The 26,690-nt window shown below is 68.1% G+C and carries 30 protein-coding genes and 1 pseudogene; 16 read left to right on the forward strand and 15 right to left on the reverse strand.

All coding sequences use genetic code 11. The annotated features are described in order from the left end of the window. Positions 1-65 precede the first annotated feature (65 nt). From ASD38_RS11970 to ASD38_RS11980, 3 genes are read right to left on the reverse strand one after another with little or no spacing between them, the layout of a single operon-like run. Complete coding sequence (locus ASD38_RS11970) at positions 66-557, reverse strand: GNAT family N-acetyltransferase (protein WP_056460295.1); 492 nt, start codon at positions 555-557, stop codon at positions 66-68. Continuing rightward, positions 554-952, reverse strand: a complete 399-nt coding sequence (locus ASD38_RS11975) for a polyketide cyclase (protein ID WP_056460296.1) — start codon at positions 950-952, stop codon at positions 554-556. Before ASD38_RS11975 ends, ASD38_RS11970 begins: the two co-directional genes overlap by 4 nt. Positions 953-980: 28 nt before the next feature. Then, a complete protein-coding gene (locus ASD38_RS11980; protein ID WP_056440229.1) occupies positions 981-1,403 on the reverse strand; it encodes a YkvA family protein in 423 nt (140 codons plus the stop codon). A 54-nt stretch (positions 1,404-1,457) separates the two neighbouring features. On the opposite strand from ASD38_RS11980, the gene ASD38_RS11985 reads away from it, so the two are divergent. Beyond that, positions 1,458-2,240: an SDR family NAD(P)-dependent oxidoreductase gene (locus ASD38_RS11985; protein ID WP_056460298.1), complete on the forward strand. Its 783-nt coding sequence runs from the start codon at positions 1,458-1,460 to the stop codon at positions 2,238-2,240. A gap of 56 nt (positions 2,241-2,296) precedes the next feature. Here the strand turns inward: ASD38_RS11985 and ASD38_RS11990 are convergent, their stop codons facing one another. From ASD38_RS11990 to ASD38_RS12000, 3 genes are all read right to left on the reverse strand, one after another. Continuing rightward, on the reverse strand, positions 2,297-2,911 hold the full coding sequence (locus ASD38_RS11990; RefSeq protein ID WP_056460300.1) for a CC0125/CC1285 family lipoprotein: 615 nt from the start codon (positions 2,909-2,911) through the stop codon (positions 2,297-2,299). 112 nt (positions 2,912-3,023) lie between these two features. After that, positions 3,024-3,659, reverse strand: a complete 636-nt coding sequence (locus ASD38_RS11995; RefSeq protein WP_056460302.1) for a LysE family translocator — start codon at positions 3,657-3,659, stop codon at positions 3,024-3,026. Between the two features lie 92 nt (positions 3,660-3,751). Continuing rightward, positions 3,752-4,156, reverse strand: coding sequence for an MAPEG family protein (locus tag ASD38_RS12000; protein WP_056460304.1), 405 nt, complete (start codon positions 4,154-4,156; stop codon positions 3,752-3,754). A gap of 170 nt (positions 4,157-4,326) precedes the next feature. Here ASD38_RS12000 and ASD38_RS12005 point away from each other — a divergent pair, with 170 nt between their 5' ends. Both ASD38_RS12005 and ASD38_RS12010 read left to right on the forward strand, forming a co-directional pair. Next, entirely contained in the window at positions 4,327-4,527 is a 201-nt protein-coding gene (locus ASD38_RS12005) for a KTSC domain-containing protein (RefSeq protein ID WP_056440219.1), read from the forward strand. A 37-nt stretch (positions 4,528-4,564) separates the two neighbouring features. Next, the gene (locus tag ASD38_RS12010; RefSeq protein WP_056440217.1) at positions 4,565-5,512 is read left to right on the forward strand and encodes a cation diffusion facilitator family transporter; all 948 of its coding nucleotides are present in this window, start codon (positions 4,565-4,567) and stop codon (positions 5,510-5,512) included. On the opposite strand, the gene ASD38_RS12015 is transcribed toward ASD38_RS12010, so the two are convergent. Together ASD38_RS12015 and mtgA are read right to left on the reverse strand one after the other, a co-directional pair. Then, the gene (locus ASD38_RS12015; RefSeq protein WP_056460306.1) at positions 5,488-6,051 is read right to left on the reverse strand and encodes a GNAT family N-acetyltransferase; all 564 of its coding nucleotides are present in this window, start codon (positions 6,049-6,051) and stop codon (positions 5,488-5,490) included. The two genes, ASD38_RS12010 and ASD38_RS12015, sit on opposite strands and share 25 nt — an antisense overlap. Positions 6,052-6,122: 71 nt before the next feature. Beyond that, positions 6,123-6,800 (reverse strand): monofunctional biosynthetic peptidoglycan transglycosylase, encoded by a 678-nt coding sequence (gene mtgA / locus ASD38_RS12020; protein WP_056440213.1) that lies wholly within the window; start codon positions 6,798-6,800, stop codon positions 6,123-6,125. Between the two features lie 88 nt (positions 6,801-6,888). Here mtgA and ASD38_RS12025 point away from each other — a divergent pair, with 88 nt between their 5' ends. Together ASD38_RS12025 and ASD38_RS12030 are read left to right on the forward strand one after the other, a co-directional pair. Further along, a complete protein-coding gene (locus tag ASD38_RS12025) occupies positions 6,889-7,566 on the forward strand; it encodes a nitroreductase (RefSeq protein ID WP_056460308.1) in 678 nt (225 codons plus the stop codon). A 238-nt stretch (positions 7,567-7,804) separates the two neighbouring features. Continuing rightward, a complete protein-coding gene (locus ASD38_RS12030; RefSeq protein WP_235523825.1) occupies positions 7,805-9,559 on the forward strand; it encodes an ATP-binding protein in 1,755 nt (584 codons plus the stop codon). A 6-nt stretch (positions 9,560-9,565) separates the two neighbouring features. On the opposite strand, the gene ASD38_RS12035 is transcribed toward ASD38_RS12030, so the two are convergent. Further along, positions 9,566-10,591: a N(4)-(beta-N-acetylglucosaminyl)-L-asparaginase gene (locus tag ASD38_RS12035; protein ID WP_056460311.1), complete on the reverse strand. Its 1,026-nt coding sequence runs from the start codon at positions 10,589-10,591 to the stop codon at positions 9,566-9,568. A gap of 58 nt (positions 10,592-10,649) precedes the next feature. Here ASD38_RS12035 and ASD38_RS12040 point away from each other — a divergent pair, with 58 nt between their 5' ends. Then, positions 10,650-11,393 carry a copper homeostasis protein CutC gene (locus ASD38_RS12040; RefSeq protein WP_056460313.1) on the forward strand — a complete coding sequence of 248 codons (744 nt, stop codon included), beginning with the start codon at positions 10,650-10,652 and terminating at the stop codon, positions 11,391-11,393. Positions 11,394-11,421: 28 nt separating this feature from the next. On the opposite strand, the gene ASD38_RS12045 is transcribed toward ASD38_RS12040, so the two are convergent. Next, positions 11,422-12,441: a WD40 repeat domain-containing protein gene (locus ASD38_RS12045; protein ID WP_056440206.1), complete on the reverse strand. Its 1,020-nt coding sequence runs from the start codon at positions 12,439-12,441 to the stop codon at positions 11,422-11,424. A 235-nt stretch (positions 12,442-12,676) separates the two neighbouring features. Between ASD38_RS12045 and ASD38_RS12050 the strand changes: the two genes are divergently transcribed. Together ASD38_RS12050 and ASD38_RS12055 are read left to right on the forward strand one after the other, a co-directional pair. Beyond that, positions 12,677-13,126 carry a biopolymer transporter ExbD gene (locus ASD38_RS12050; RefSeq protein ID WP_056440204.1) on the forward strand — a complete coding sequence of 150 codons (450 nt, stop codon included), beginning with the start codon at positions 12,677-12,679 and terminating at the stop codon, positions 13,124-13,126. Between the two features lie 153 nt (positions 13,127-13,279). Next, on the forward strand, positions 13,280-13,717 hold the full coding sequence (locus tag ASD38_RS12055) for a biopolymer transporter ExbD (RefSeq protein ID WP_056440203.1): 438 nt from the start codon (positions 13,280-13,282) through the stop codon (positions 13,715-13,717). 42 nt (positions 13,718-13,759) lie between these two features. Here ASD38_RS12055 and ASD38_RS12060 read toward each other — a convergent pair whose 3' ends face one another. Together ASD38_RS12060 and ASD38_RS12065 are read right to left on the reverse strand one after the other, a co-directional pair. After that, positions 13,760-14,878, reverse strand: coding sequence for a CobW family GTP-binding protein (locus ASD38_RS12060; protein ID WP_056440201.1), 1,119 nt, complete (start codon positions 14,876-14,878; stop codon positions 13,760-13,762). Between the two features lie 56 nt (positions 14,879-14,934). After that, entirely contained in the window at positions 14,935-15,561 is a 627-nt protein-coding gene (locus tag ASD38_RS12065; protein ID WP_056440199.1) for a hypothetical protein, read from the reverse strand. A gap of 185 nt (positions 15,562-15,746) precedes the next feature. Here ASD38_RS12065 and rplU point away from each other — a divergent pair, with 185 nt between their 5' ends. The 3 genes from rplU to ASD38_RS12080 all read left to right on the forward strand — a co-directional run bounded on the left by rplU (position 15,747) and on the right by ASD38_RS12080 (position 17,342). After that, a complete protein-coding gene (gene rplU, locus ASD38_RS12070; protein WP_056460316.1) occupies positions 15,747-16,259 on the forward strand; it encodes a 50S ribosomal protein L21 in 513 nt (170 codons plus the stop codon). An 80-nt stretch (positions 16,260-16,339) separates the two neighbouring features. Further along, positions 16,340-16,609, forward strand: a complete 270-nt coding sequence (gene rpmA / locus ASD38_RS12075; RefSeq protein ID WP_056440196.1) for a 50S ribosomal protein L27 — start codon at positions 16,340-16,342, stop codon at positions 16,607-16,609. A gap of 199 nt (positions 16,610-16,808) precedes the next feature. Continuing rightward, positions 16,809-17,342 (forward strand): GNAT family N-acetyltransferase, encoded by a 534-nt coding sequence (locus ASD38_RS12080; protein WP_056440194.1) that lies wholly within the window; start codon positions 16,809-16,811, stop codon positions 17,340-17,342. A 43-nt stretch (positions 17,343-17,385) separates the two neighbouring features. Here ASD38_RS12080 and ASD38_RS12085 read toward each other — a convergent pair whose 3' ends face one another. Next, on the reverse strand, positions 17,386-18,339 hold the full coding sequence (locus ASD38_RS12085) for a hypothetical protein (protein WP_235523826.1): 954 nt from the start codon (positions 18,337-18,339) through the stop codon (positions 17,386-17,388). A gap of 212 nt (positions 18,340-18,551) precedes the next feature. On the opposite strand from ASD38_RS12085, the gene obgE reads away from it, so the two are divergent. The 4 genes from obgE (at position 18,552) to ASD38_RS12105 (ending at position 22,677) form a co-directional block, all read left to right on the forward strand. After that, positions 18,552-19,616 carry a GTPase ObgE gene (gene obgE / locus ASD38_RS12090; protein ID WP_056440190.1) on the forward strand — a complete coding sequence of 355 codons (1,065 nt, stop codon included), beginning with the start codon at positions 18,552-18,554 and terminating at the stop codon, positions 19,614-19,616. After that, positions 19,616-20,749, forward strand: coding sequence for a glutamate 5-kinase (proB, locus tag ASD38_RS12095; protein ID WP_056460317.1), 1,134 nt, complete (start codon positions 19,616-19,618; stop codon positions 20,747-20,749). Before obgE ends, proB begins: the two co-directional genes overlap by 1 nt. Before the next feature lies 1 nt (position 20,750). Continuing rightward, positions 20,751-21,161 carry a DUF3574 domain-containing protein gene (locus ASD38_RS12100; protein WP_056460319.1) on the forward strand — a complete coding sequence of 137 codons (411 nt, stop codon included), beginning with the start codon at positions 20,751-20,753 and terminating at the stop codon, positions 21,159-21,161. 115 nt (positions 21,162-21,276) lie between these two features. After that, the gene (locus tag ASD38_RS12105; protein WP_056460321.1) at positions 21,277-22,677 is read left to right on the forward strand and encodes a tyrosinase family protein; all 1,401 of its coding nucleotides are present in this window, start codon (positions 21,277-21,279) and stop codon (positions 22,675-22,677) included. A gap of 40 nt (positions 22,678-22,717) precedes the next feature. Here the strand turns inward: ASD38_RS12105 and ASD38_RS12110 are convergent, their stop codons facing one another. Next, positions 22,718-25,054: a GH92 family glycosyl hydrolase gene (locus ASD38_RS12110; protein ID WP_056460323.1), complete on the reverse strand. Its 2,337-nt coding sequence runs from the start codon at positions 25,052-25,054 to the stop codon at positions 22,718-22,720. 245 nt (positions 25,055-25,299) lie between these two features. Then, positions 25,300-25,968 carry a hypothetical protein gene (locus ASD38_RS12115; RefSeq protein WP_056460324.1) on the reverse strand — a complete coding sequence of 223 codons (669 nt, stop codon included), beginning with the start codon at positions 25,966-25,968 and terminating at the stop codon, positions 25,300-25,302. A 289-nt stretch (positions 25,969-26,257) separates the two neighbouring features. Between ASD38_RS12115 and ASD38_RS25000 the strand changes: the two are divergent. Continuing rightward, positions 26,258-26,356, forward strand: a pseudogene (locus tag ASD38_RS25000) (hypothetical protein); the annotation flags it as partial. Positions 26,357-26,690: the final 334 nt, after the last annotated feature.

A 26,690-nucleotide genomic window follows, 5' to 3' on the forward strand; every position in this document is an offset into this window, starting at 1 on the left:
GTGACGGCCAAACCCGGCTCGGAGCGGATCGTTCCAATGTCGGAAAGGCGAAGAAGGGCGCGGCCTTATGACAACCGCAGCCGCCAGGTTTCCGAGATCAGTCCCTCGCCGAACCCGTCATAGGGCCAGCTGTCCTCAAGCACGAAGCCGGCTCGCTCGTAGAGGCGGCGGGCCGGCAGCAGGTTGCTCTGGGTCCAGAGCACCACCTCCCGGTAGCCGATCAATCGGGCGAAACCCACGCATTCGGCCACCAGCCTCTCGCCCACGCCCAGTCCCCGCGCCGAAGGCTCGACCAGCAGCAGGCGGAGACGCCCGACCGTGTCGCTTTCGCGGGCCAGCAGGATCGAGCCGACCGGCCTGCCCCCTTGTCCGTCATCGTGTTCGGCGATCCAGCAGGCTTCGCGCGCAGGATCGAAGCCCTTGATGAACTCGGCCACGACGCCGGCCACCAGCCCCTCGAACCGGGCGTCCCAGCCCTCTTCCTCCGCATACAGAACGCCATGCCGCTGGACGATCCAGCCATAGTCGCCGGGGCGGGGTCCTCGGAGGGTGATCATGCTTCCAGCAAAGCCTTCAGTCTCGCCAGGTCCTGGGCGACCATGCCCTGGTCGCGCTCGAACGCCGCGTCATCCATGCCCGGCGGGCGGAACAGGGTCAGGGTCACCTCGGCTCCGTCGCCGTTGGCCACGACCCGTAACGGGATGGACAGCTCCGTCCCGTCCGGCAGGGTCACCCAATGATCGAGGACGCCGTGGACATTCTCGGGCGAGAACCGCACCTGGACGTCGCCGTCCGGACCGTGGGCGATCCAGCGGTCGCCGTCGCGGGTCAGGCCCGCGCCGAGGCCGGCGGCCCACTTGGGAAAACTCTCGGGCCGCCGAGCGAAGGCATAGACCTCGGCGGCCGGGCGGGCGATCGATACGGTGATCGGACGGGTCTCGAACAGGGTCATGGCGGCGGCCTACGAAGCGTCCACCAGATCAATCGTCCGCGCCGAGCTTGGCCAGGAAGGTCTTGGCCTCGTCCTTGTGGCGCGGCTTGATGTTCTTGCCGAGGATGGCGATCAAGGCCGCGATGACGGCCGCGTCGTCCGTGAAGCCGATGGCCGGCAGCACGTCGGGAATGGCGTCGGTGGGCAGGACGAAATAGGCCAGGGCCGCCAACATCATGCCCTTGGCGGCGGTCGGAGTGGTCGGGTCCTTGGCGCACCACCACAGCGACAGGGCGTCGGCCGCGAACGGGATCTTGGACGCCACCTTGCGGATCTTCGGCCAGAAGCCGCGCGCCACTCGTTGCTCGTTGACCCGCACCGCGGCCGGCACGAGCGCCTTCTTCGGATCCAGCACCTCGCGGGCGTTGGCTTCGGGGTTGACGTCAGGGGATGGTTTGGCGTCGGCGCTCATCGGGTTAAACCGCTCCTCAAGGTTCAATTAAACGCAAGTCGTGAGGAAACGTCCATGAAACTCGATAGCACCGTCGCCGCCGTGGTCACTGGAGGCGCCTCGGGCCTCGGCGAAGCCACCGCCCGCGCCTTGGCCGCCCAGGGCGTCAAGGTCGCGATCTTCGACATGAACGAGGCCAAGGGCGAAGACGTGGCCAAGGCGATCGGCGGGGTGTTCTGCAAGGTCAACGTGACGTCGGACGCCGACGTCGACGCCGGCTTCGAGAAGGCCCGCGCCGCCCACGGCCAGGAGCGGATCCTGGTCAACTGCGCCGGCACCGGCAACGCCATCAAGACCGCCAGCCGCGACAAGGCCACCGGCGAGGCCAAGCACTTCCCGCTCGACGCCTTCAACATGATCATCCAGATCAACCTGGTCGGCACGTTCCGCTGCATCGCCAAGTCGGCCAAGGGCATGCTGGACCTGGAGCCGCTGGCCGACGGCGAGCGCGGCGCGATCGTCAACACCGCCAGCGTGGCGGGCGAGGACGGCCAGGTCGGCCAGGCCGCCTATTCGGCGTCCAAGGGCGGCGTCATCGGCATGACCCTGCCGATCGCCCGCGACCTGATGAACGACGGCATCCGCGTCAACACCATCCTGCCGGGCATCTTCAACACCCCGCTGATGAACGGCGCGCCCGAGAATGTGAAGGCCGCCCTGGCCGCCTCGGTGCCGTTCCCCAAGCGCCTGGGCAATCCGGAAGAATACGCCCAACTGGCCCTGACGATGATCACCTGCGGCTATTTCAACGGCGAGGACGTGCGCCTGGACGGCGGCATCCGCATGGCCCCGCGCTAAAAACGAAAAGGGCCTCCCCGCGAGGGGAGGCCCAAGATCGCGCCGTTCGAACTCGATCAGCCCGCCGGCGGGACCGGACGCAGGATCGTCGGAGCCAGATTGGTCATGATCTCGCGAGCGTCGTAGGCGCGCGGGTCCCCAGCGGGCTTGGGGCCCTTGTGGAGCAGGATCTCGGCGCTGGCCTGGAACTTCTCGATCGTGCGGATCTCGGTGGTCCCGCCCCAGAACGGGTCGCCCCACGGACCCCAATAGCCGCCGTAACCGCCGTAGTAGCCCCGCCAGGCCGGGCGCCAGTAGCCGTACGGATAGCCGCCGTAGCCATAGCCGTAACCGCCCCAGCCGTAGCCGAAGTTGTCGATCACGGCGCGGGCCGAGCGGTCGGTGCGGCGGTCGGCGGTCTCGAACCAGTCATAGCCCGCCTGCACGGTGACCTCGGCCGCCCGGTAGAGCAGGTAGCGCTCGACGGTTTCACGCGAGGTCACGCTGTTGCCGGCGAAATTGACCTGATAGCGGTCGCTTTCCAGCCGCCTGTCGGAGAAGCCGCCGGCGGCCTTCTGACCGGCGACGTTCGGCTGGTAGGGAGTAGCGGTGGCGCAGGCCGTCAGGAGGGCGGCGAGCGCCAAGGCAGCGACCAGCCTGGCCTTGCCGGCGATCGTCTTGCGAATAATCATGGCGCATCCCTTCACTAGGAAACTTGGCGAAAAGAGCCGTTTCGTCCCATCAGTATAAATGCATGGCGCAGCTTTGTGGTTTCGCCAAGGCCCTTGCGTTTCAACCTTGTGATCAACCGCGCGAGACGATCAGCCCGGCGGCGGTGATCAGCAGCACGCCGACGACAATCGCGAAGCCCTTCCGGAAGCCCGGCTCGTTCATCCGCGAGGCCAGCGCGGCGCCGCCCAGACCGTAGCTGCTCATGCTGATTAGATCCATGCCAATGGTGGCGGCGGCGAACATCACCAGCTGCGGGGCCAGCGGCCGATGCACGTCAATGAACGGCGGCAGGACCGCGGTGAAGAACAGCAGAATCTTGGGGTTGGCGATCTGCACGGCGAAACCGTCGCGGAACGCCGAGCGGCCCATGCGGAACGACCGGTGGGTTTCGCCCGCGCCGCCCTTGTCCTGTATTCCCGCGCGGATCGATTTGACGCCTAGCCAGACCAGATAGACCGCGCCGGCCAGGGCCAGCAGGTGGAAGGCCTTCGGGAAGGCGATGATCAGCGCGCCCAGGCCCAGGGCCGAACAGGCGAACCAGACCAGGGTGGCGACGTTCATGCCGGCCACGCCCAGCAGAGCCGCGCCCTTGCCCTTCTGCATGCCGGTGGCGATGGCGAACAGGTTGGCCGGCCCCGGCGTGATGGCCATGACGAACATCGTCACCAGGAAGGCGCTGTAGCGGGCGGGATCGACGGGAAGGGTCATTCTGGCGTCATAGCCAAGCCTCGCCCGTCGGGCCAGAAAGCGTGACAGCCGACGGTGGATGCCGGTTTCGGCTGTCACGCTCCAAGGAAGGTTCAGGCGCCGAGCGTCGCCAGCATCCAGATGACGCGGCCAAGGGCGCCGAACAGCAGGATCGCCGTCGCCAGGGCCTGGATGATGAAGCCGGCCTCGCGCTTGCCCGGATCGGCCACGTAGCCGAGGGCGTAGATGATCCGCCCGACGATCCAGACCACGCCGAGGATGGTGGCGGCCAGGTCGCTCCAGTAGATCGCGAACAGCCACAGCGACGGCAGGAACAGCGGCAGCCATTCCAGGGTGTTGGCCTGAACGCGGACATGACGCTCGAGGACGGGGTCCCCGGTCATGGTCGGCGCGTCGATCCCGCATTTGCGGCGCGCCCCGACGACGCCAAGCGCCATCCAGACATAGACGAGCAGGGCGACCAGCGTGACGACGGCGACCCAGGAATGCGGTTGCATGTGCGTTTCTCCCCCGGCTCCCGTGAAGCGGAGCCTTTCGCATCCGCGACTACAGCCCTGTTCGCGCGGGATTGCACCCTAAACAGGCGCCTGACGGGCCCCGGGGAACCGGCCAAGGCGGATACGCGCTTTTCCGTCTGAAACCGATCCTCATGCGGAGGCTTTCAGCCATGCGTGTCGACTCCACGGCGATCCGCCAAATCGACTACGAGCCCGAGCACGGCAAGCTCTACGTGACGTTCCACGACGGCGACGAATACGTCTATGTCGGGGTGCCGCCCCGGGTGACCGAGGCCTTCGAGCGCGCGCCGTCCAAGGGTCGGTTCTTCCAGCGGATGATCCGCGACCGGTATCCGTACAATCGGGTCTGACCGGGAACGGGCCGCTTCGCCGCCGCGTTCGGGCGGCATGGCCGCGACGGGAACCCACAACAGCTCGACCATGGTCGTCTACGCGGCCCTGGCCGGCAATCTGGCCATCGCCGTCACCAAGTTCGTCGCCTTCGCCCTCACCGGCTCCTCGGCCATGCTGACCGAAGCGATTCACTCCAGCGTCGACACGGGCAACCAGGGCCTGCTGCTGCTGGGCCTGGCCAGGGCCCGCAAGCCGCCCAGCGAAACCCATCCGTTCGGCTACGGCATGGAGGTCTATTTCTGGGCCTTCGTCGTGGCCTTGCTGATCTTCGCCCTGGGCGGGGCCTTCTCGATCTACGAGGGCGTGCTCAAGATTTTTCGACCCGAGCCCATCGAACGCGCCTGGATCAATTTCCTGGTCGTCGGCCTGGCGACCCTGTTCGAGGGCGGCTCGTTCCTGGTGGCCTGGAAGGAGTTCAGGGTCCTGACCCGCGGCACGCCTCTCCTGCGCGCCATCCGCCGCAGCAAGGACCCCTCGGTCTTCGCCGTGCTGCTGGAGGACGGCGCCGCCCTGGCCGGCCTGGCGATCGCGGCGCTGGGCGTGGCGGGTTCGGCGGTGTTCGGGATCCCCTGGGCCGACGGCGCGGCCTCGGTGGCGATCGGCGTCCTGCTGGTGCTGGTGGCGATCTTCCTGGCCAACGAGACCCGCAGCCTGCTGACCGGCGAGTCGGCCTCACCGCGCATCGTCGAAGAGGTGCGCCAGATGCTGGCCGCCGACCCGCGCGTCGACACCGTGGCCGAGGTGCTGAGCATGCATCTGGGGCCGCAGGAGATCCTGCTGGGCGTGACCCTGGACTTCCACGACGACCTGACCGCCGGCGAGATCGAGGACGCCGCCGACGACTTCGCGGTGCGCATCCGGACCATCGACGAGAGGATCACGCGGGTGTTCGTGCGCTCGGGCCGGGCCCGGGCGGCCTATGCGCGGCCGTTGGGAGCTTGAGCCCGCCGCGTCCTCCATTCGTCCGCGGTCTGCCCCCACAGGTGGATCTCGACGTCCTGGTAAGGCTCGGGCAGGTTTCCGGCTTCCAAGAAGCGCGAACCGATCCGTTGGGCCACCTTGATCGACGGCGTGTTGGCCGGGTCGATGCAGTGGACCAGCCGCGTCCAGCCCAGATGGTCGACGGCCCAGTCCATGGTCGCCGTCGTCGCCTCGACCGCATAGCCCTTGCCGTGGGCGCGGGGATGCAGGCTCCAGCCCACCTCGGTCCCCGGCCAGCCTTCGGGGCGCCACGGGCCCACGCGGCCGACCCATAGGCCGGTGTCCTTCTCGATCAGCGAGAACATGCCAAAGCCGTTCAGCGCCCAGGACCCGGCCATGGTCGCCATCATTCGCCAGGTCTGGGACCGGCTCATCTGCCCGCCGATGAAGCGCGCGGCGTCCGCATCGGCCATCAGCTCCGCCCAGCCGTCGAGATCCTCCGTGGCGGGAGGGCGCAGGATCAGCCGCTTGGTTTCCAGGGTCGGTCCGGGAGCGATCATGGCCTGTCCTTCCGCAAAACCTGTCATCCCGGACAAGCGCGTAGCGCGCCGATCCGGGATGACAACCGAAACTAAGCCACGCAGGCCGCCAGGCCGTCGCGGCGCACAGCACCCGAAGCCTTGCCGATCCGGCTGGAGCGCTTCTTCACATAGCGCCCCGGATTGACCGCCTTCCACTTCAGGGGGCTGGGCAGGATCGCCGCCAGCCGCGACGACTGCTGCTGGGTCAACCTGTCGGCCCCGACCTTGAAATAGGTCCGCGACGCGGCTTCCGCGCCATAGATGCCGGGGCCGTATTCGATGGAGTTCAGATAGACCTCCATGATCCGCTTCTTGCCCCAGAACGTCTCGATCAGCACCGTGAACCAGGCCTCCAGTCCCTTGCGGAAATAGGAGCGGCCCTGCCACAGGAAGACGTTCTTGGCGGTCTGCTGGCTGATGGTCGAGCCGCCGCGGATCTTTTTTCCCTTGCCGTTGTTCTCGTAGGCCTTCTGCAGGGCCTCGAAGTCGAAGCCGTGGTGGTCGCAGAACCGGGCGTCCTCGGCGGCGATCAGGGCGCGCGGCAGGGCTGGCGAGACCTCGCCGATCGGCCGCCAATGGTGGTTCCAGCCCTTGCCCTCGGCCAGGCGGATGACCATCAGCGGCGTCGCGGGCGGCGGCACGAAGCGATAGACGATCACCGTCAGCACCGGCCCGGCGACCAGCACGATGAACAGCGCGACCAGGATGTTACGCAGCAGAACCCGCACGAAATCTCCCGCTTGCCTTGACGTTGCGGCCGGATGCTAACCAAGCCTCTGTCGCGGGGATAGCCGCGCATCCGTTAGCGAGGCCTTGATGACCGACTTCCGCACCGTGTCCAAAGCCGTCCAACGCCGGATGTCGGTTCGCGCCTTCAGGCCCGACCCGGTGCCCGGCGCGGTGGTGCGCGAACTGCTCGAGGCCGCCGCCCGCGCCCCGTCGGGCGGGAACCTCCAGCCCTGGGTGGTGCACGCCCTGGCCGGCGAGCCGCTGAAGGAGTTCAAGGCCCTGGTCGCCTCGCGGCTGATGGACCGCGACGAGCCGGAATACCACGTCTATCCGCCCAACCTGTGGGAGCCCCTGCGCACCCGCCGCTACCAAGTCGGCGAGGATCTCTACGGCGCGCTGAACATCCCGCGCGAGAACAAGCTGGGCCGACTGCAGCAGTTCGCCCAGAACGCCGAGTTCTTCGGCGCGCCGGCGGCCCTGTTCTTCTCGGTCCACCGTGACTGCGGCCCGCCGCAGTGGTCGGACATCGGCATGTACATGCAGACCCTGATGCTGCTGGCGGTCGAAAGGGGGCTGGACACCTGCGCCCAGGAGTTCTGGTCGGTCTACGGCAAGCTGGTGGCGACGTTCATCGACCTTCCGGCCGACCACATGCTGTTCTGCGGCATGGCCCTTGGCTATCGCGACGAGACCGCGGCCGTGAACAACTGGCGCTCGCGGCGAGAGCCGTTTGGGGAGTGGGGGACCATGCGGGGATTTGAGTAACGGCCCTCCCTGGGCGCAACCTATCCACGCCCGAGGCCGCCCGGCCTCTAAGGCCAAGCTCTGCGGCGTTCTGTCGCCAATTTTGCGTAACGTCGTTCAGCGCCCCTGATCCTATAAATCCAAACGGTTGTTGGACGGGCGGAACGACATGCGAGCTGCGCAAATAGGGGATCGACTCCGAAGCGACCCCATCAAGCTCGCGCTGATCGGACACGCGCATCGCAACGCCTCGGCGACGATGGCGGTGCAGGCCGCCGCCGCGATCGGCGTCTGCGCGGTCGCGCAGCCCGCGGAGCGACCTTTCCGACTGGTCTGGCTGGCGGTGGTCCTGACCCTGCTGGCGGCTCGCCTCGTGACCGACCGGCTGCTGGGTGGAGCGCTTCGCGGGCGCTTCCTGGCCGACCACCTTTCGCTTCTGGCTCAAGTCCACAGCCTGGGCCTGATCCTCAGCGCGGGATTGTGGGCCTTGCTGGCCTGCGTGAGGATTCCCCTGGACAGCGTCGACGCGCGCTACGTGCTGATCATCGTGCTGTCCGCCCTGGCCGGCGGCGCGACGGGCGTCCTGTCGCCTCTGAAGTGGACCGGCCGGATCTATGTTTCCCTGATCCTTCTGCCCGCCTCCCTGACCCTGATCAGCGTGCGCGGCGTGGACGCCACCCTGGGCGTTCTCGGCGTCATCTTCTGGGTGGTCATGATGCTGGGCCATCGCAACAACCACGCCCTGCTGGTCGACGCCCTGCGCTTGCGCGACGAGAACCGCGAACTGCTCGAGGACATCGCACGCCGCAACCACCAGACCAACTGCCTCAATCAGAACCTCGAAAGCAGCGTCCGGGCCCGCACGATCGAGCTGGAGCGCATGACCGAGGAAGCCCAGGTCGCCAACCGCGCCAAGTCGCAGTTCCTGGCCACGGTGAGCCACGAAATGCGCACGCCGTTGAACGCCATTCTCGGCGAGGGCCAATTGCTGGCCCGGGAGGATCTCACCCCGCCGCAGAGAACCCGTGTCGCGAGCATCCAGACGGCGTCTCGGGTCATGCGGCAGCTGATCGACGACATTCTCGACATTTCGCAGATCGAAGCCGGCGCGCTGCAGCTGCGGCCGAACGTGTTCGCGCTCGAGACGTTCGTGAACGATCTTCGGCAGATCTTCCAACCCCTGGCCGACGCCCGTGGCCTTTCGTTCCTGGTCACCGTGCAGCCGGACATGGCGCCGTTCCGGCGCGGCGACCCGGATCGGCTTCGCCAGATCATCGGCAACCTCATCGCCAACGCCTTGAAGTTCACGCGCCAGGGCGGCGTGACCGTCAAGATCGGCGGCGACGACGAACATCTCACGGTCTCGGTCATCGACACGGGGATCGGCATCGCCGCCAAGGATCACGAGACGATCTTCCAGCGCTTCGTCCAGGTCGACAGTTCATCGACGCGCGAGGTCGGCGGCATCGGCCTCGGCCTGGCCATCGGCCGCGAGCTCGCCGAACAGATGGGGGGCTCGCTGCGCGTGGCGTCGGCGCGGGGCATCGGGGCGCGGTTCGACTTCAGCGCGCCGATTCCGGCCGTGGTCGGCTCCGCCCCGCTCGTCGAAGTCGAGGACGTCGTGGCCCAGGAGGGCGCGCCGGCCTCGCTGCTGGTGGTGGACGACAACCCGGTGAACCGTCGCATCCTCGCCGCCCTGATGGAGCCCTTCGGCGTCGAATGCGGCTTCGCGGCCAGCGGCAGGGAAGCGGTCGAGGCCTGGCGTCGCCAGGCCTGGGACGCGATTTTCATGGACGTCCACATGCCCGACCTGGACGGCGTCGAAGCCACCCGGATGATCCGCGCGGAAGAGGCGGCCGCCGGCCGCGACAGGACGCCCATCATCGCCGTCACCGCCAGCGTGCTCACTCATGAGGTGGAGGCCTATCGGCAAGCCGGCATGGATGACGTCCTGCCCAAGCCTATCGAGGCCTCGGCCCTGGCCGACATGTTGTCGCGCAGCGTGGCGGCCTAGACAGCCTCAGTAGAAGCTCTCCCCCGCCACCAGGCGGTCCTGCCGCGCCGCGTCGCACAGGGCGTAGCTGAAGCCCTTCTGGATCGACCAGGCCCCGACCTCGCCGGTCCTGCTCAGCGCCAGGAACCCCACCTGGATGTCCTTGGCCCGCGGCTTCTTTTTCAGGATCCGCGCCACGGCCTCCTTGCAGGCGTCCTGGGGCGAGCGGCCCTGGCGCATCAGTTCCACGACCAGGAAGCTGCCGACGTTGCGGATCACCTCCTCGCCGACGCCGGTGGAGGTGGCCGCGCCGACGTCGTTGTCGACATAGAGCCCGGCCCCGACGATCGGACTGTCGCCGACCCGGCCACGCAGTTTCCAGGCCATGCCGCTGGTGGTGCAGGCGCCCGACAGGTTCCCGTGGGCGTCGAGGGCCAACATGCCGATGGTGTCGTGATTGCCCTTGCCGCCGGGCGTGCCCAACTGGCCCGAGGTCTTGCCGTAGTCGCCGACCTCGCTGTTGGCCTTGGGCGCGTACTTGGCCTCCTTGCGCCAAGCCTCCCAGGCGGCGCGGGATTCCGGCGTCAGCAGCGCTTCGCGCGGGAAATCCTGCTCCTGAGCGAACTGCAGGGCGCCGGCCCCGACCAGCAGGACGTGCGGGGTCTTCTCCATCACCGCCCGAGCCACAGAGATCGGATGGGCGATGTGCTCCAGGGCGGCGACCGCGCCGCAATTGCCCTGCTCGTCCATGATGCTGGCGTCCAACGAGACGTGCCCGTCGCGGTCGGGATAGCCGGCGCGGCCGACGCTGTGGTTCTTCAGATCCTGCTCGGGGATGCGAGCGCCGGCCTCCACTGCGTCCAGCGCCCGGCCGCCCTTGCTCAGGATCGCCCAGGCCGCCTGGTTGGCCGGCACGCCGAAGTCCCAGGTGGAGATCACGCAGGGCTTGGTCAGTTGGATGCCGCCCGCTTCATCGGCGGCGCTCGCCGCGCCCACGCCGATGATGGCCGGTCCGGCAAGGGACGCGCCGATTAGGCCTCTGCGATTCAGCATGGGTGTGCTCCAAGAACGCCGTTTCCGAATCCCTAGCATGAGCATCGGAGAGGCAAAGATGTCCGACCGCGTGATCCTGGAAGTCTGTGTCGATACGCCCGCCGGACTGGCGGCGGCGATCGCCGGTGGCGCGGATCGCATCGAGCTGTGCTCGGCCCTGGCCCTGCAGGGCCTGACCCCGGCGCCCGGGCTGATGACCCTCGCCGCCGAGGCGGCGATCCCGATCTATCCGATGATCCGGCCGCGCAACGGCGACTTCGTCTATGGCGCCGGCGACCTGGACGCGATCTTCCGCGACATCGACGCCACGCGCGAAGCGGGCCTTGCCGGGGTGGTGATCGGCGCCAATCTTCCTACAGGGGAACTGGACGTAGACGTCCTGTCGATGCTGGTGGCCCATGCCGAGGGCCTGGGCGTCACCCTGCACCGGGCCTTCGATCTGACGCCCGATCCGTTCGCGGCGCTGGAAACCGCCATCGATTTGGGCTTCGAACGGATCCTGACGTCCGGCTGCGCCCTGAACGCCCTGGCCGGGGCCGAGACGATCGCGACGCTGGTCGAGAAAGCCGACGGGCGCATCGCCATCTTGGCCGGCGGCGGGGTCAATCCGTCGAACGTGGCCGAACTGGTGGCGCGGACCGGGGTTCGCGAGGTGCACGGCTCGTGCAGCGGGCCGATGGCCTACGGCCTGGGCCGGGGCCACGAGGACCGGGCCTACAAGCTGGGCTTCGTGCAGGACGGGCTGCGCGATACGGACGAAGAGACGGTGGCGGCGGTGGTGAAGGTGCTGAGCGCCCTCTAACGTCACCCCGCCTTCTGGAGCGTGAAGCCTAGAACCGCGTGTCCATCGCCGGGATCGCGATGATCCCCGCCTCGCCGTCCTCGTCGCCCCAGGCCAGACGCGCGCCATCCGGCGAGACCGCCAGCGCACTGATCGCCGCGCCTTTTTCGGCCTTCAGGGTCTCGATGCGGCCGGACCGCATGTGGGCGCCCCAGATCTTGCCGTTGTCCTGGCCGGCGATGGCGACCGGCAGGGCCTCGACGCCGGCCACCCGCACCACCATCGAGTCGCGGGAGAAGCCGATCTCGGCGGCTTCCTTGCCCATCGGACCGTTGGCCCCGGCGAACGGCCAGACCACCGCGCCGTTGGCGCCGGCCGTGACCATCAGATTGCCCTTGTCGAAGAAGCCGAAGCTTTTGATCTTGGAGGGGTAGCCGCCCATCCGCATGTCCTTGCCGTCGGCCAGGCGCCAGCCGTGCAGTTGGTTCTCCTGCATCGACGAGACCAGGAACTTGCCGTCGGGGCTGAACATCACGGCGATGTGGCTGCCGGCCCACTTCATGACCTGCGGCTTCTGCCCTTCGATCTTGGCCCACCACAGGCTGACGCCGCCGTAGCCGGCCGCGGCCAGACGGCGGCCTTTCGGGTCGAAGGCCAAGCCCGAGACGGTCTTGTCGTGGGCGAAGACGCGCAGGAACTTGGGATCGGCCGCGTCGCGGACATGGGCCTCCTTGCCGGCGGTGAAGGCGATCAGGCCGGAGGCGGCGCTGGCGGCCACGTGCTCGATCCAGCGGCCCTTGACCTCGGCGATCAGGGTGGCGGCGACCTCGTCGCCCTCGAGCCGGCTCCAGACCACGCGGCCGTCGTCGCCGCCGGTGACGATCCCGCGGCCCGACGGGTGGACGGCGGCGGCCAGGACGGCGCCTTGGTGGGCCTCGACGGTGACGAAACCGGGCTCTGCGCCGATGGCGGCCTCGAATCGGACCGTGCCGTCGCCCAGCGCGAAAGCGGCGCGGCCGGCGCGGTCGAACAGGGCGGCGGTGACATAGGCGTCGAAGGAATAGATCATCCGCGCGCCATACCGCGCCCCGATGCGGGCGCCTAGTCGCGCGTCAGTTCTCGCGGGGCGCGAGCCGAGATGGAAGAACCCGTCATCCGAACGCCGTTCCGCTAAAAAGACTCACAAAAGGGGTTGCCATCGCGCCGCGTCGTCGGGCTTTACTTCCGCGCCCGTCTGAGCCAGACGTGGCGATCTAACATTTTCGGGACCGCGACGGACGCGGCCCTTAGGAGACAGTCAGGCAATGGCGGCTAAACTCTCCGGCGGTGGCGGCAGCAAATACTCGCTGGGCCAGAATGCCGACATCAACGTCACGCCCTTCGTCGACATTCTGCTCGTGCTGCTGATCATCTTCATGGTCGCCGTGCCGATGGCGACCGTGGCGATCAAGGTGGACCTGCCGCCGGCGGTCCCGCCGCCGCCGAACGCGCCGAAGCCGAAGGAGCCGGTGTTCATCTCGATCCAGGAATCGGGCGCGCTGTACGTCGCTGACAAGCAGACCAGCCTGGACAACCTGCAGTTCGACCTGGAGGCCAAGTTCGTGGCCAACGACCAGGCCGGCCCGAAGGACGACCAGCGCATCATGGTCCGCGCCGACGCCGACGTGACCTATGCCGACTTCATGGGCGTGCTGAACGCCCTGCAGACCGCCGGCTGGTACAAGGTCGGCCTGATCAACGAAGACATCCACTAAGGGTCTTCGGCGATCGCCGGAAAATCAGGGGCCGGACGCTAGCGTCCGGCCCCTTTTTCGCGCCCGCGACTTGGCGCTTTACAAATGTAAGAAAGCTCGCAAACTACGCCTGTAACTTCAATCAACCCCAAGGGTTCGAAGAGGAGACAGGCGATGGGGGCTAAACTCGCGGGCAACAGCGGCGGGCGCTATGCGATCCAGCAGAACGCGGACATCAACGTCACCCCGTTCGTCGACATCCTGCTGGTGCTGCTGATCATCTTCATGGTCGCCGTGCCGATCGCCACCACCTCGATCAAGCTCGACATGCCGCCGGCTTCGGACAAGGTCGCGCCGAAGGAGCCGGTGTTCATCTCGATCCAGAACTCGGGCGCTCTGTTCCTGGCGGGCCAGCCCACCAGCCTGAAGACCCTGGCCCAGGACCTGAACGCCAAGTTCGCCGCCAACGGCCAGAAGGGCCCTCGCAAGGACCAGCGGCTGATGGTCAGCGCCCAGGCCGACGTGCCCTACGAGGCGCTGATGGGCGTGATCGACCGGGTTCACACCGAAGGCTGGACCCAGATCGGGATCATCAACGAGGATCTTCACTAGGGGCCTTTTAGGCCCTCTCCCACGGGGGGAGGGCCTGCGCCCCTAAGCCGCCGTCGCCTCGAAGCCGGCCTTCAGCTCGGCCTCGTCCAGATCGCGGCCGATGAACACCATGCGGCTGTAGCGGTTGTCCTTGTCGGTCCACGGGCGCTGGAAGTCGCCCTCCAGGATCATGTGCACGGCCTGGAAGACCAGGCGGCGCTCCTCGCCCTTGACGTCGATGATGCCCTTGGCGCGCAGGATGTCCGGGCCGCGACGGGCCAGCAGGTCGTTGAGCCAGACGGTGATCTTCTGGCCGTCGACCGGCCTGTCCAGGGTCAGGGAGATCCCCTTCACGCCGTCGTCGTGGATGGCGCTCTTGGCGTCGTGATGATGATCGTGACCGCAGTGTTCGTCATGCACGTGGCCATGGTCGTGGTCGTGGCCATGGTGATGATGGTCGTGGCCGCAGTGTTCGTCGTGCACGTGGCCGGCCTCGCCGTGGGCCGGGTTCAGGAACGCCGGCTCCAGCTCGGTGATCCGCTCCAGGTCGAAGCTGTGCTTGCCGATGATCGCCTCGAGCGGGACGTTCGAGCGCTGGGCGCGGTGGATCGGGGCCAGCGGGTTGATCCGCCGGATGCGGGCCTCGACGTGGCGCAGGTCGTCCTCCGAGACCAGGTCGGTCTTGTTCAGCACGATCTGGTCGGCGAAGGCGATCTGCTCGACCGCTTCCTTGCTGTCGCCCAGGCGCAGGAGGATGTGCTTGGCGTCGACCACGGCGGTCACCGAGTCCAGATAGGTGCGGGCCTTGACGTCGTCGTCGACGAAGAAGGTCTGGGCCACCGGGCCCGGATCGGCCAGGCCCGTGGTCTCGACCACGATGGCGTCGAAGCCGCCCTTGCGCTTCATCAGGCCCTGCAGAACCCGGATCAGGTCGCCGCGCACCGTGCAGCAGACGCAGCCGTTGTTCATCTCGAACACTTCCTCGTCGGCCCCGACCACCAGGTCGTTGTCGATGCCCACCTCGCCGAACTCGTTGACGATCACGGCGTATTTCTTGCCGTGCTCCTCGGTGAGGATGCGGTTGAGCAGGGTGGTCTTGCCGGCGCCGAGATAGCCGGTCAGCACGGTGACGGGGATCTTGCCATTTGCGGCAGGCGATGAGGCGGGAGCGGTGTTGGTCATGGGCGCTATTTAGGGCTGATGGGCCCTCTGTGAAAGCACCCCCTAAAAGAGCGCTCTCAGGTCTTCAGGAAAGCCACCGCCGCGCCGATGAAGATCAGGGCCGCGCCGAGGATCAGTTCCTCGTACTGCTCCAGCCGGTCCAGACCCAGGCGGCTGAACCCGGCCAGGCTCAGGCCGGTGAAGATCAACATGCCCGCCGAGGTCGCGGTCAGCAGCACGGCGCTCAAGGTGACGAAGCCGATCACCCCGTGCTCCATGCCCGCCAGATAATAGGGAAGGAACGCCTCGCACGGCGACAGGGTCAGCAGCACCACCAGGGCGGTGATCGCCGCCTTGTCCGAGGTGAACTTGCGGGTCCCGTCCATCGTCGCGTGCCGGTGGCGGCCGCGCACCAGATAGAAGACGCCGATCGCCGCCATCAGCCCGCCGACGATCCAATGGAAGGAACCGCCCACATGCGGCTGGGCCACCAGGCCCGCGGCCACCACCGCCAGGCCCAGCAGGATCGTCAGGCCCACATGGCCCAGGCCCGCCAGCAGGGTGACGCCCAGGGTGCGCACGGTCGTCCACTTCTGGGCGCGGCCCACCAGCACGAACGGCAGCCAATGCGTGGGCAGGGCCGCGTGCAGGAAGGCCACGGCGAAACCCGTGGCGGCGACGGAGGCGAAGAAGGTCGTGTTCACGCCCGACCCTTAGACTGTTATAGTGTAACACGCCAGCCCCGATATGACTCGCAAAGGTTGCCGGAAAGCCGCATCCGGCCGTTGACTCACAGGGCTTGGCCTGTATAAGTCCGCCCCCTCGCCCGCTGGGTTTCCTCGCGGGCGTTCCCTATTTTGCGAACGCACGTTTCTTAAGGCGCTAACCTATGTACGCGGTGATCAAAACCGGCGGCAAGCAGTACCGGGTCCAAGCCGGCGACCTGCTGGTTGTCGAAAAGCTCGACGGTGAACCGGGCTCGGAAGTCGCTTTCGGCGAAGTCCTCATGCTTGGCGAAGGCGAGGCCGTGACGATCGGCGCGCCCCTGATTGAAGGCGCGGTCGTGACCGGCGCCCTGCTCGAAACCCGCAAGGGCGAGAAGGTCAAGATCTTCAAGAAGATCCGCCGTCAGGGCTATCGCCGCACCCGCGGCCACCGCCAGACCGAGTCGGTCGTGCGCGTGACCTCGGTGGCCGGCGGGGGTAAGGAAACCAAGTGGGAAGGCGTCATCGACCTGACCCCGAAGGTGATCCTGAACGCCCGCGCCCGCGGCCTGGGTGACGCCGCCGTCCCGGCGACGATCCCGAGCATGCCGGTGAAGGCCGAAACCGCCGCCGCTCCGAAGAAGAAGGCCGCGCCGAAAAAGGCCGCGACCGAAGCTGCTCCGGAAGCCGAAGCCTGAGACCCTCGCGGGGCTCAACGAACGATTAGCTCGATCCAGGTCTCTTAAGAGAAACCGGGTCTAGGAACTAGGAGGCCACTATGGCTCACAAGAAATCTGGCGGCTCGTCCAGCAACGGCCGCGACTCGGCCGGCCGCCGCCTTGGCGTGAAGAAGTTCGGTGGCCAGAAGGTCGCCGCCGGCAACATCATCATCCGCCAGCGCGGCACCAAGTTCTATCCCGGCGTGAACGTCGGCATGGGCAAGGACCACACCCTGTTCGCCCTCATTGAGGGCGCGGTGGCTTTTGTCACCAAGCGCAACAACCGTACCTACGTGAACGTAGCCGCTCCGGCCCAGGCCGCCGAATAGCGCGAACCTCGTAGAAACCGGGTCGCGCTTTCCTCAAGAAAGACGATCCGGACAGACGAACCTAAGCGGGGAGTCCGGAACGCCGGGCTCCCCGCTTTTGTTTTGTCCGCTCGAAATTTCTCGGCCGCAAAAGAACCCCAGGCCTGAAATCCGAGCGTCACGGTCCCCACCTAGAAGGACCGAGAACGGGAGGCGCGCGATGTGCGTGATCGAGAAGAGTCCGATCATCGAGACGCGGCGGTTGACGCTGCGGGCTCCCAGGGTCGATGACGCGTCGCGGATCGCGGCGCTGTGCGGCGACTACGCGATCGCCAAGATGACCACCCGCATGCCCTGGCCCTACAGCCAGAGCGACGCCGACGGCTTCGTCGCCCGTTGCCAGGTCCAGGACAGGCGCAAGGACTCCACCTTCGTGATCGACCTGGAGGACGAGGGCGTGGTCGGGGTGCTGGGCTTCTTCACCCCGCCCGACGGTCATCTGGAGATCGGCTACTGGGTCGGCCGGCCCTATTGGGGCCGCGGCCTGGCGACGGAAGCCGCCCAGGGCGCCCTGGCCTGGGCCAAGTCCGACTGGCGCAAGAAGCTGGTCGTCGCCGGCCACTTCGCCGACAACCCCGCCTCGGGCCAGGTGCTGGTCAAGGCCGGCTTCCTCTATACGGGCGTCGTCGAGCACAAGCCGTCGACCGCCCGGGGCGAACCCGTGCCGACGCGGATGATGGTGTGGCTGGCTTGATCTGGCGCCCTTCCATCCCCCTTGTGGGGAGGGAAGGAAGACGTCAGGCCGCGCGGTGGGTGGCGACGACCTTTTGCGGGCCTTCGCGGAAGCGCTTCTCGGCGACGATGATCCGTTCGCACAGGGCGTCCAGGTCGCTGAGCAGCGAATAGGTCGCGTAGATCGGGATTTCCATCATCGCCACCTGGGCGCGCGGCATGAACTCGCAGTACTTCTTCCACGAGACATTGCTGTCGCGGGCGTTCATGGCCCGCTGGCCCAGCGGATTCCACAGGTTCAGGCCCATCAGCTCGTCCCGGCACTCCTTCATCACCGGCAGGGCGATGTAGAGGAACAGGAAGGTCGGGGTGGCGGCGCGGGCGAACTGCGGCTGCACCTGCATGTGCCAGATGCGGAAGGCCTCGAAGAAGTTGGCCTTGCGGGTCGGGTCCGGCGGCAGCCACTGCAGATTGGGATTGATCAGCTCCTGGGCCGAGCCCGAGCGCTTGATCAGTTCGTCGGCCGAGCGGCCCTCGGCCATGGTCTTGTTCAGGGCGTTGATCGGGATCGCCAGGCGCTTGGCCACTTCGGTATAGGCGACCTGGCGGCCGGCCATCGGCGTCCACTGACCGAAGTTCTGGGCGTTCGGGGCCTGGGCGCGCTTCATCGCCGCGGCCTGGTGCATCAGCTGGTGGGTTTCGCGGCTCTTGGCGGCCTGCTGACGGTCGAACTCTTCCTCGTGGGCGGCCTGTTCCTCGGCCGTCATCCAGCGGACCTTTCCGGGTCCGTAGGTGCGTTCGTTGCGGTTGAGCAGGATGAAGTTGTGTTCTTCGGTCGGGCGGCGGCCGATGGCGGTCAGGAAGGCGCGGAAGTCGCGCCACTCCGGGGCCAGGCCCGTGCCCCGGCTCATCAGCATGTTCCGATGGAGCGACGCCTCGTGGGTGTACTTGCGACACAGGGTCGGCAGCGTCAGATCCTGGAGGTCATGCGCAAATTCGGCGTCAGAAATCGTCGTCAACGCCAACCCTCCCCGCGCAATGGTCCTGTCGGTTTCCTCATGGGATCCAATGTCACATGATCTGTTTTAACATTTCGTCACGACGCCAAACGCGGTTAAGCGCGGCAAAGCGACGCCCTCACCACCGGATTCAGGCCTCCAGACTCCTGTAACGCTTGGCTTCCGGCCGGTTTCGGCTCGACGCGAAAGCCGCCTTGCGACAAAAGACGCTCATGAAATTCTTGGACCAGTGCAAAATCTATGTCCGCTCCGGCAACGGCGGCGGCGGCGCGGTCTCGTTCCGACGCGAGAAGTACATCGAATACGGCGGCCCCGACGGCGGGGACGGCGGCCGAGGCGGCGACGTATGGATCGAGGCGGTCGAGGGCCTCAACACCCTGATCGACTACCGCTACCAGCAACACTTCAAGGCCGGGACGGGCGTCCACGGCATGGGCCGGGCGCGCCATGGCGCGGCGGGCGACGACGTGGTCCTGAAGGTTCCCGTCGGCACCCAGGTGCTGGAGGAGGACAAGGAGACCCTGATCGCCGACCTCGACACCGTCGGCATGACCCTGCGCCTGGCCAAGGGCGGCAACGGGGGCTGGGGCAACCTGCACTTCAAGGGTCCGGTCAACCAGGCTCCGAAGTACGCCAATCCGGGCCAGGAGGGCGAGGAGCTGTGGGTCTGGCTGCGGCTGAAGCTGATCGCCGACGTCGGCCTGGTCGGCCTGCCCAACGCCGGAAAGTCGACCTTCCTGGCCGCCGCCAGCGCCGCCAAGCCCAAGATCGCCGACTATCCGTTCACCACCCTGACGCCCAATCTCGGCGTGGTCGACCTGTCGACCAGCGAGCGGTTCGTGCTGGCCGACATTCCCGGCCTGATCGAAGGCGCCAGCGAGGGCGCGGGCCTGGGCACCCGCTTCCTGGGCCACGTCGAGCGCTCGGCCGTGCTGATCCACCTGGTGGACGCCACGCAGGAGGACATCGCCGGCGCCTGGACCACGATCCGCGGCGAGCTGGAAGCCTATGGCGACGAGCTGGCCGACAAATCCGAGATCCTGGCCTTGAACAAGGTCGACGCCCTGGACGACGAGACCCGCGCGGCCAAGGCCGCCGAGCTCGAGGCCGTGGCGGGGATCAAGCCGATGCTGGTCTCCGGCGTTTCCGGCGAAGGCGTCACCGAGCTGCTGCGCGCCGCCTACAGCCAGGTGCGCATCCGCCGGGGCGACGCGATCGAGGAGATCGAGGACGACGAGGACCACGTCGAGGAGACCCCCGGGGGCTGGAACCCGTAATGAGCGCTTCGGGGGGAGCGCTTACACGCGCCAAACGCATCGTCTTCAAGGTCGGCTCGGCCCTGCTGGTCGACGCCGCCACCGGCGCGGCCGACCGGGCCTGGCTGGACGCCTTCTGCGCCGACCTCGCTCGCCTGCGGGCCCGGGGACAGCAGGTGATCGTGGTGTCGTCCGGGGCCGTGGCCCTGGGTCGCCGGCGTCTCGGCCTGACCGGACGCAAGTCGCTCACCCTGCCCGAGAAGCAGGCCGCCGCCGCCGCCGGCCAATCGGTGCTGATGCGGGCCTGGGAAGAGGCGCTGGAGCCGCACGGCGTCGGCGCCGCCCAGATCCTGCTGACCCGGGACGACACCGAGGTGCGCCGCCGCTGGCTGAACGCCCGCGCCACCGCCGAGACCCTGATCGCCCTGAACGTCGTGCCCGTGGTCAACGAGAACGACACGGTGGTGACCGAGGAGATCCGCTACGGCGACAACGACCGCCTGGCCGCCCGCGTGGCCCAGATGGTCGGCGCCGACCTGCTGGTGCTGCTGTCGGACATCGACGGCCTCTACACCGCCGATCCGCGCCGCGATCCGTCGGCGACCCATATCGAGCGGGTCAGCGAGATCACGCCGGAGATCGCCGCCATGGCCGAGGGGGCCAACGCCTCGGCCGGGGTCGGCACCGGCGGCATGGCCACCAAGATCGCCGCCGCCCGCATCGCCCGAGCCGCCGGTTGCGCCACCCTGATCACCCTGGGCTCGCGCCCCGCCCCGTTGCGGGCCATCGAGGACGGGGCCCTGGCCACCGTGATCGAGGCCGGCGCCTCGCCGGCCGCCGCCTACAAGGCCTGGATCGCCGGCTCGCTGGCCCCGCAAGGCTGGCTGACCGTCGACGCCGGGGCCGCCGCCGCCCTGGTCAACGGCAAGAGCCTGCTCTGCGCCGGGGTGCGCGCCGTGGAGGGTCCGTTCGACAAGGGCGACGCCGTCCGCGTCCGCGACGAGACCGGCCGCGAGGTCGCCCGGGGCCTGGTCCGCTACGACAGCGCCGACGCCCACCGCATCGCCGGCCTGCGCTCGGACGCCATCGAGGCCGAGCTGGGCTTCACCGAGGGCCCGATGATCCACGCCGACGACCTGGCGGTGGGCGGCTAGGATGCGAAACGCGCTGCTGCCTCTTCTGGCCGGCGCGACGCTGCTCTCCGGCTGCGCCAGCCTGGCGCCGGCGAGTTGTCCGGCGGGCCAGAACCCCGGCCGCGCCGTGGAGCTGTTTTTCGGCCGCAAGATCGGCGACCAGGTCGGCGTTTCCGAGGCCGACTTCGCCCGTTTCGTCGACGAGGAGCTGACCCCGCGCTTTCCCGACGGCCTGACCGTGCTCGACGCCGCCGGCCAGTGGCGCTCCAACGCCGGCCCGATCCTCCGCGAGCCGTCGAAGGTGGTGATCCTGGCCCTGCCCGGCCGCGCCGGCGGCGAGGACCGGCTGGACGCCGTGCGCGCCGCCTACCGCCAGCGGTTCTCGCAAGAGGCCGTGCTGGTGATCACCCAGCCGGCGTGCTTGGGATTCTAGGCGTCCGGCCAGCCTCTCCCGCTGGAAAATCGCCCGCTGATCAAACTTTTCGGCGAGCACTCTTCAAAACACAACCAAAGGACGCTATCGTCTCCCGACACAAGGGGAGGGCGACATGCTCGACAGACGCAAGATGCTGGGCGCGGGTCTCGCCGCGGCCGGAGTTTCCACGGGCTTGGCCGCGGGTCTGGGCGCCGATCAGGCGCGGGCCCAGTCGGTTCGCACGCGGGTCTCCTGGGCGCAGTTCGTGACGACGCCGTCCTACGCCAAGTTCGTCGCCGCCGTGAAGACGATGCGGGCCAACACCAACCCCAACGATCCCAACAGCTGGTTCTACTGGGCCAACATCCACCAGAACTTCTGCCCGCACGGCCAGCCCTATTTCCTGACCTGGCATCGCGGCTACATCTACCGGTTCGAGCAGCAGATCCGGGCGATCTCGGGCGACCAGGCCTTCAACCTTCCCTATTGGGACTACTTCGCCAACGCCAACCTGCCCAAGGAATTCACCACGCCGGGGGACGCCAGCAACCCGCTGTGGACCCAGCGCAAGAACACCAACGTGGCCGCCGCCCTGGGCTACGGCTTCACCCAGCCGCAATACGTCAACTTCCCGCGCAACTGGCCCTCGCCGATGGAGCCGCAGATCGAGAGCGTGCCGCACAATCCGGTGCACAACATCATCGGCGGCTTCATGCCCACCCTGCAGTCGCCGCAAGATCCGATCTTCTGGGTCCACCACGGCAATATCGACCGGCTGTGGGCCGCCTGGATCACCGCCGGCGGCGGGCGGACCATGCCGGCGACCAACGATCCCTACTGGAACGGGTCCTTCAACTACGGGGCCACCCCCGGCATGGCCAAGATCCAGACGCGGGACACCACCACGACCCTCGGCTACGTCTATGACAACCAGCGCCTGCCCCGGCCGCCCGCCCTCAAGACCCCGGCCCGGCCGCTGCTGCGCGCCGTGCCGATGAACGGCGAGAAGGCGATCGACGGGGTGATCTCGCTGGGCGACAGCCAGGGCGCCCTGACCCTGGACGATAAGTCGTTCAGCGTCAGCGTGCCCCTGGGCCCGCAAGGCAAGCTGAAGGCCGGGGCCCTGGCCGCCGCCCCACCCCGCGCGCTCGCCCCCACCGAGCTGAACGTGGTGCTCGACGAGGTCGCCCTGACCGAGGTCGGCAAGGACGGCGGCTATTTCTACAAGGTCTATGTCAACCTGCCGGCGGCGGGTGGCGCGCCCGAGGAACGCCACCTGATCGGCACGGTCGGGGCCTTCGAAATCGCCGGAGCCCTGCATCACGCCGACGGCGGGGACCAGGCGGATCACGGCGATCACGGCGGCAAGGCCAAGCTGGTCCTGCCCGCCACCGACGTCCTTCGCGGCCTCTCGGCGGGCCAGCTCAGCCAACTGGTGGTGTCCTTCGTCCGCGTCGACGGCGCCAACGCGCCCAAGGGCCCGGCGATCACCATCGGCGACTTCAGCGTCCAGGCGGTCACGCCGGCGCGCTGAGGGCGGGCGCCCTTCCCTTGTCCCCACGGAGGAAGGGCGCCTACTTCCCATAGGCGGTCATCGACATCGGCCGGTCCTTCGCCGCCGACGCCCAGGTCTTGTTCGGCGTGGCGCTCATCGTGAAGACCAGCTCGCCGCCGGTCCGGATCTCGGCGTCGCGGAGGAAGCTCCGCGTCAGCGGCTTGCCGTTCAGGCTCACCGCGCCGAGGTAAGGCTTGTCGTCCGACAGCCCCACCGTCCGCACCGTGAACCGCTTGCCGCCCTCCAGGTTCAGCACCGCCCGCTCCACGAACGGCCGGCCGATCACATACTCGTTCGAGCCCGGCGCGACGGGATAGAAACCCAGCGACGTGAACACCAGCCAGGCCGACATCTGGCCCAGGTCGTCATTGCCCGACAGGCCGTCGGGCGTGGCTTTGTACTGGCTCTTGATGATCTGGGTCAGCCGGGCCTGGGTGCGCCACGGGGCGCCGGCGTAGTCGTACATGTAGGCCACGTGGTGGCTGGGCTCGTTGCCGTGGATGTACTGGCCGATCAGACCGGCGATGTCCTCGGCGTGGGAGTAGTCGAGCTTGGAGTTGTCGAAGTCGAACATGGCGTCCAGCTTCTTCACCGTCGCCGCGTCGCCGCCCATCAGCCCGACCAGCCCGCCCAGGTCCTGCGGCGCGAACCACGAATATTGCCAGGCGTTGCCCTCGGTGTAGTCGCTGCCGTAGTTGATCGCCGTCGGGTCGAACGGCGTGCGGAACGTCCCGTCGCTCTTGCGGGCCCGCAGGAAGCCGGTCTTGACGTCGAAGCTGTTGCGCCAGTTGCCGGCCCGCTTCTCGAAGGTCGCGGCGATGTCGGCCCTGCCCATGGCCTTGGCCATGCGGGCGATGGTCCAGTCGTCATAGGCGTATTCGACGGTCTTGGAGGCGGCCTCCGGCTCCTTGTCGATCGGCACGTAGCCCAGCGTCATGTAGTCGCCGAGGCCGCCGTAGGGGGCGTAGGCGGCGCTCTTGACCATGGCGTCCAGGGCCGCGGTCTCGTCGAAGCCCCGGATGCCCTTCAGGTAGGCGTCGGCGATCACCGGCACGGCGTGGTAGCCGATCATCGTCCAGGTCTCCTGGCCGTGGAACTGCCAGACCGGCAGGATCCCGTACGGGCTCTCCTGCTGCGAGGCGATCAGCGAATTGACCACGTCGCTGGTGCGCTTTTCCGGCTGGACCAGGGTCAGCAGCGGATGCTCGGCGCGGAAGGTGTCCCACAGCGAGAAGGTCGAGTGGAAGGTGAAGCCCTTCCCCCCTGAAGTTTGAGCCGTATGCACCGCGTTGTCCGGCCCGCGATAGCGGCCGTCGACGTCGCTGAACACGCTGGGGGCCAGCAGGGTGTGGTAGAGCGCGGTGTAGACGCTGGTGCGCATCTCGGACGGCGCGGCGATCTCGACCGCGCCCAGGGCCTTTTCCCAGTCGGCGCGCGTCCGGGCCCGCAGGCCGTCGAAGTCGAAGCCCTTCTCGTCGCTGTCGAGGTTGAGGACCGCGTTGTCCTCGCTGACCGACGAGAGGGCGACCTTGGCCACCAGCGGCCCGTCGATCGTCCCGAAGTCGAAGACCCCGACCAGGGCCCGGCCCTCCATCTGGGCGCGGTCGAAGGGCGTGCGGCCCGGCTGGGCGAAGCCCTTGTAGGGGACGCTGTCTTCCTTGTTGTACAGCGCCTTGCCGACCAGAGGCTTGTCGAAGCGGATGGCGAAATAGAGCTGGCGGCCCGGCGCCCAGCCGCGGGTCTCGCGCATCCCCGTCACCGTGCCGTCCTCGGCGACGCGGATCCGCGACCACGAAACCTTGCCCGGATAGTTGTAGATCGAGGTGCGCAGATCGAGCAGCACCTGGGCCCGCGCGCCCTTGGCGTAGCTGTAGCGGTGGAGGCCGGTGCGCAGGCCGGCCGTCAGCTCGGCCCGCACCTGGCTGTCGGTCAGGGTCACGGCGTAGTAGCCCGGCTGGGCCGCCTCGCCATCGTGCGAAAAGCGCGAGCGGTAGCCCGAACCCGGCTTGTCGGCCTCGCCCGGCTCCAGTTTCGCCTCGCCGCTGACCGGGGCCAGCAGGATGTCGCCCAGGTCGGAGTGGCCCGAGCCCGAGAAGTGGGTGTGCGAGAAGCCCAGGATCGTCGGGTCGCTGTAGCGGTAGCCGGCGGCGCGGGCGTAGCTCTGCTTGAACGGCAGGATGTCGGTGTCGGGGCTCAGCTGCACCATGCCGAACGGGGCGACCGCGCCGGGGAAGGTGTGGCCGTCGCCGCCCGTGCCGATGAACGGGTCGACGGCCTCGTAGGGGGTTTTGTCCTGGGCGAAGGCCGCAGACGCCGACAGCGCCGCGATCGCGGCCAGCACCAGTCCAAGACGCATGGGATTCTCCTCCGACTTCGACCCGGACCCTAGCCGGAGGCGACGGGCGGCGTCACTCGATTTGGGAAGTTGGTTTCGTAAGTCCCCTCCCCTCCAGACCCTCCCCCACGGGGGGGAGGTGATCGCGCAGCGATCGGTGGGGGGAGTGTCAGGATCGTCGATCCGGGTAGTGGCCGCCATCCGATCACTCCCCCCTCCGTCGCCCTTCGGGCGACACCTCCCCCACGGGGGGAGGACCTTGAACCTCAGAACAGGGCCACGGGGATCATCAGCGCGACGAAGAAGACCAGGGCCTGGACCAGCGCCCAGACCGCGATCCCCGCCGCCCGCAAGGGGCCGATCGCCAGGCGGCCGGCGAACCAGCGGGTCTGGGCGGTCAGGAACCAGGCGATCCCGGCCAGCATCAGCAGCAGGCCGTAGACATTGGGGATGTCGTGGCGCTGGAAGATGATCCCGCCGCCGATCACGATCACCGCGCACGGCCCGGCTAGGTAGCACTGGGCGTAGAACGGCGGGCGCAGGCTCTCGCGCGACAGCCGGATCCCCTGGCGGCGCAGCAGGGCGACGGCGGCGACCAGTGGGATCAGGCTGAAGATCAGGGCGCGGAACAGGGCCGCGTTCTGCGGCGAGGCGAAGATCGCGTGCTGCAGCGTCCCGCCGCCTTGCGGCTGGGGCAGGTGCGCGGCCAGGGCGATCAGGTTCATCAGCACGACGGTGATCAGCAGGAACAGCGGCGGCGTCAGGCTGTCGTCGTAGCGCCCGGCCTCGTCGTCGCCTTGCTCGGCGTCGGAATAGCCCATGGTCTCCAGCGGCCGGACCAGCACCCGCCACAGGGTCAGCGGATAGAAGACCAGCCACGACGTCGCCTCGAACAGGAACTCCTCGAAGCTGCGCAGGAGTTTCATGAAATCCATGCGGGTTCTCGCGTGGCGCGGCGGGTCGGGGCCCGGCGGGGAGACTTTGGCGGGGATGGCGGCGGGCGGCAATCGGGGGAGAACCTTGGTTGCGGCGATCACTTGCCCCCTACGGACCGCTTCGCGGTCGTCTTCCCCCAGAGGGGGAAGAGGCTCCGCCGCCGGCCGGCGCCGGCGCAGTGCGCGCGTCCTCCGCCCCCTGTGGGGGCGGACAGACCGCGAAGCGGTCAGGTGGGGGCAAGTGTTCGCGGGCACGGCGTTGCAGGCTCACGCGGGAACCGCTGAGGTGATGGAAAGGGACGCGGAGCGCCGGACGACGTCCGGAGAACTTTGAATAGATACCGTTTCGACGAAGCCAGACGCTCCGCGCCACCGTTATCCGGAAGCCCGCGACGCTGAGCCCTGTTAGGGCCTCGCCGCCTTGAAGCCTCCGACGGGCGGGCCAGGTCAACGACACCCGGTCCCGGACCGCGANACCGTTTCGACGAAGCCCGATCGCTCCGCGCGGTCGTTATCCGGAAGCCCGCGACGCTGAGCCTTTGTTAGGGCCTCGCCGCCTTGAAGCCTCCGACGGRCGGGCCAGGTCAACGAMACCCGGTCCCGGACCGCGAGCCTTTCACAGCCCGCCTGCTGCTAGGTCAGCCCTCACGCCACGCCGTTTTAGTGTTCCATGCCCGGCCGGCCCTGGAGACGTGAGGTTTGACGAGGTCCCTACGCACGCG

The organism is Caulobacter sp. Root487D2Y (assembly GCF_001427165.1).
Lineage (GTDB): Bacteria > Pseudomonadota > Alphaproteobacteria > Caulobacterales > Caulobacteraceae > Caulobacter.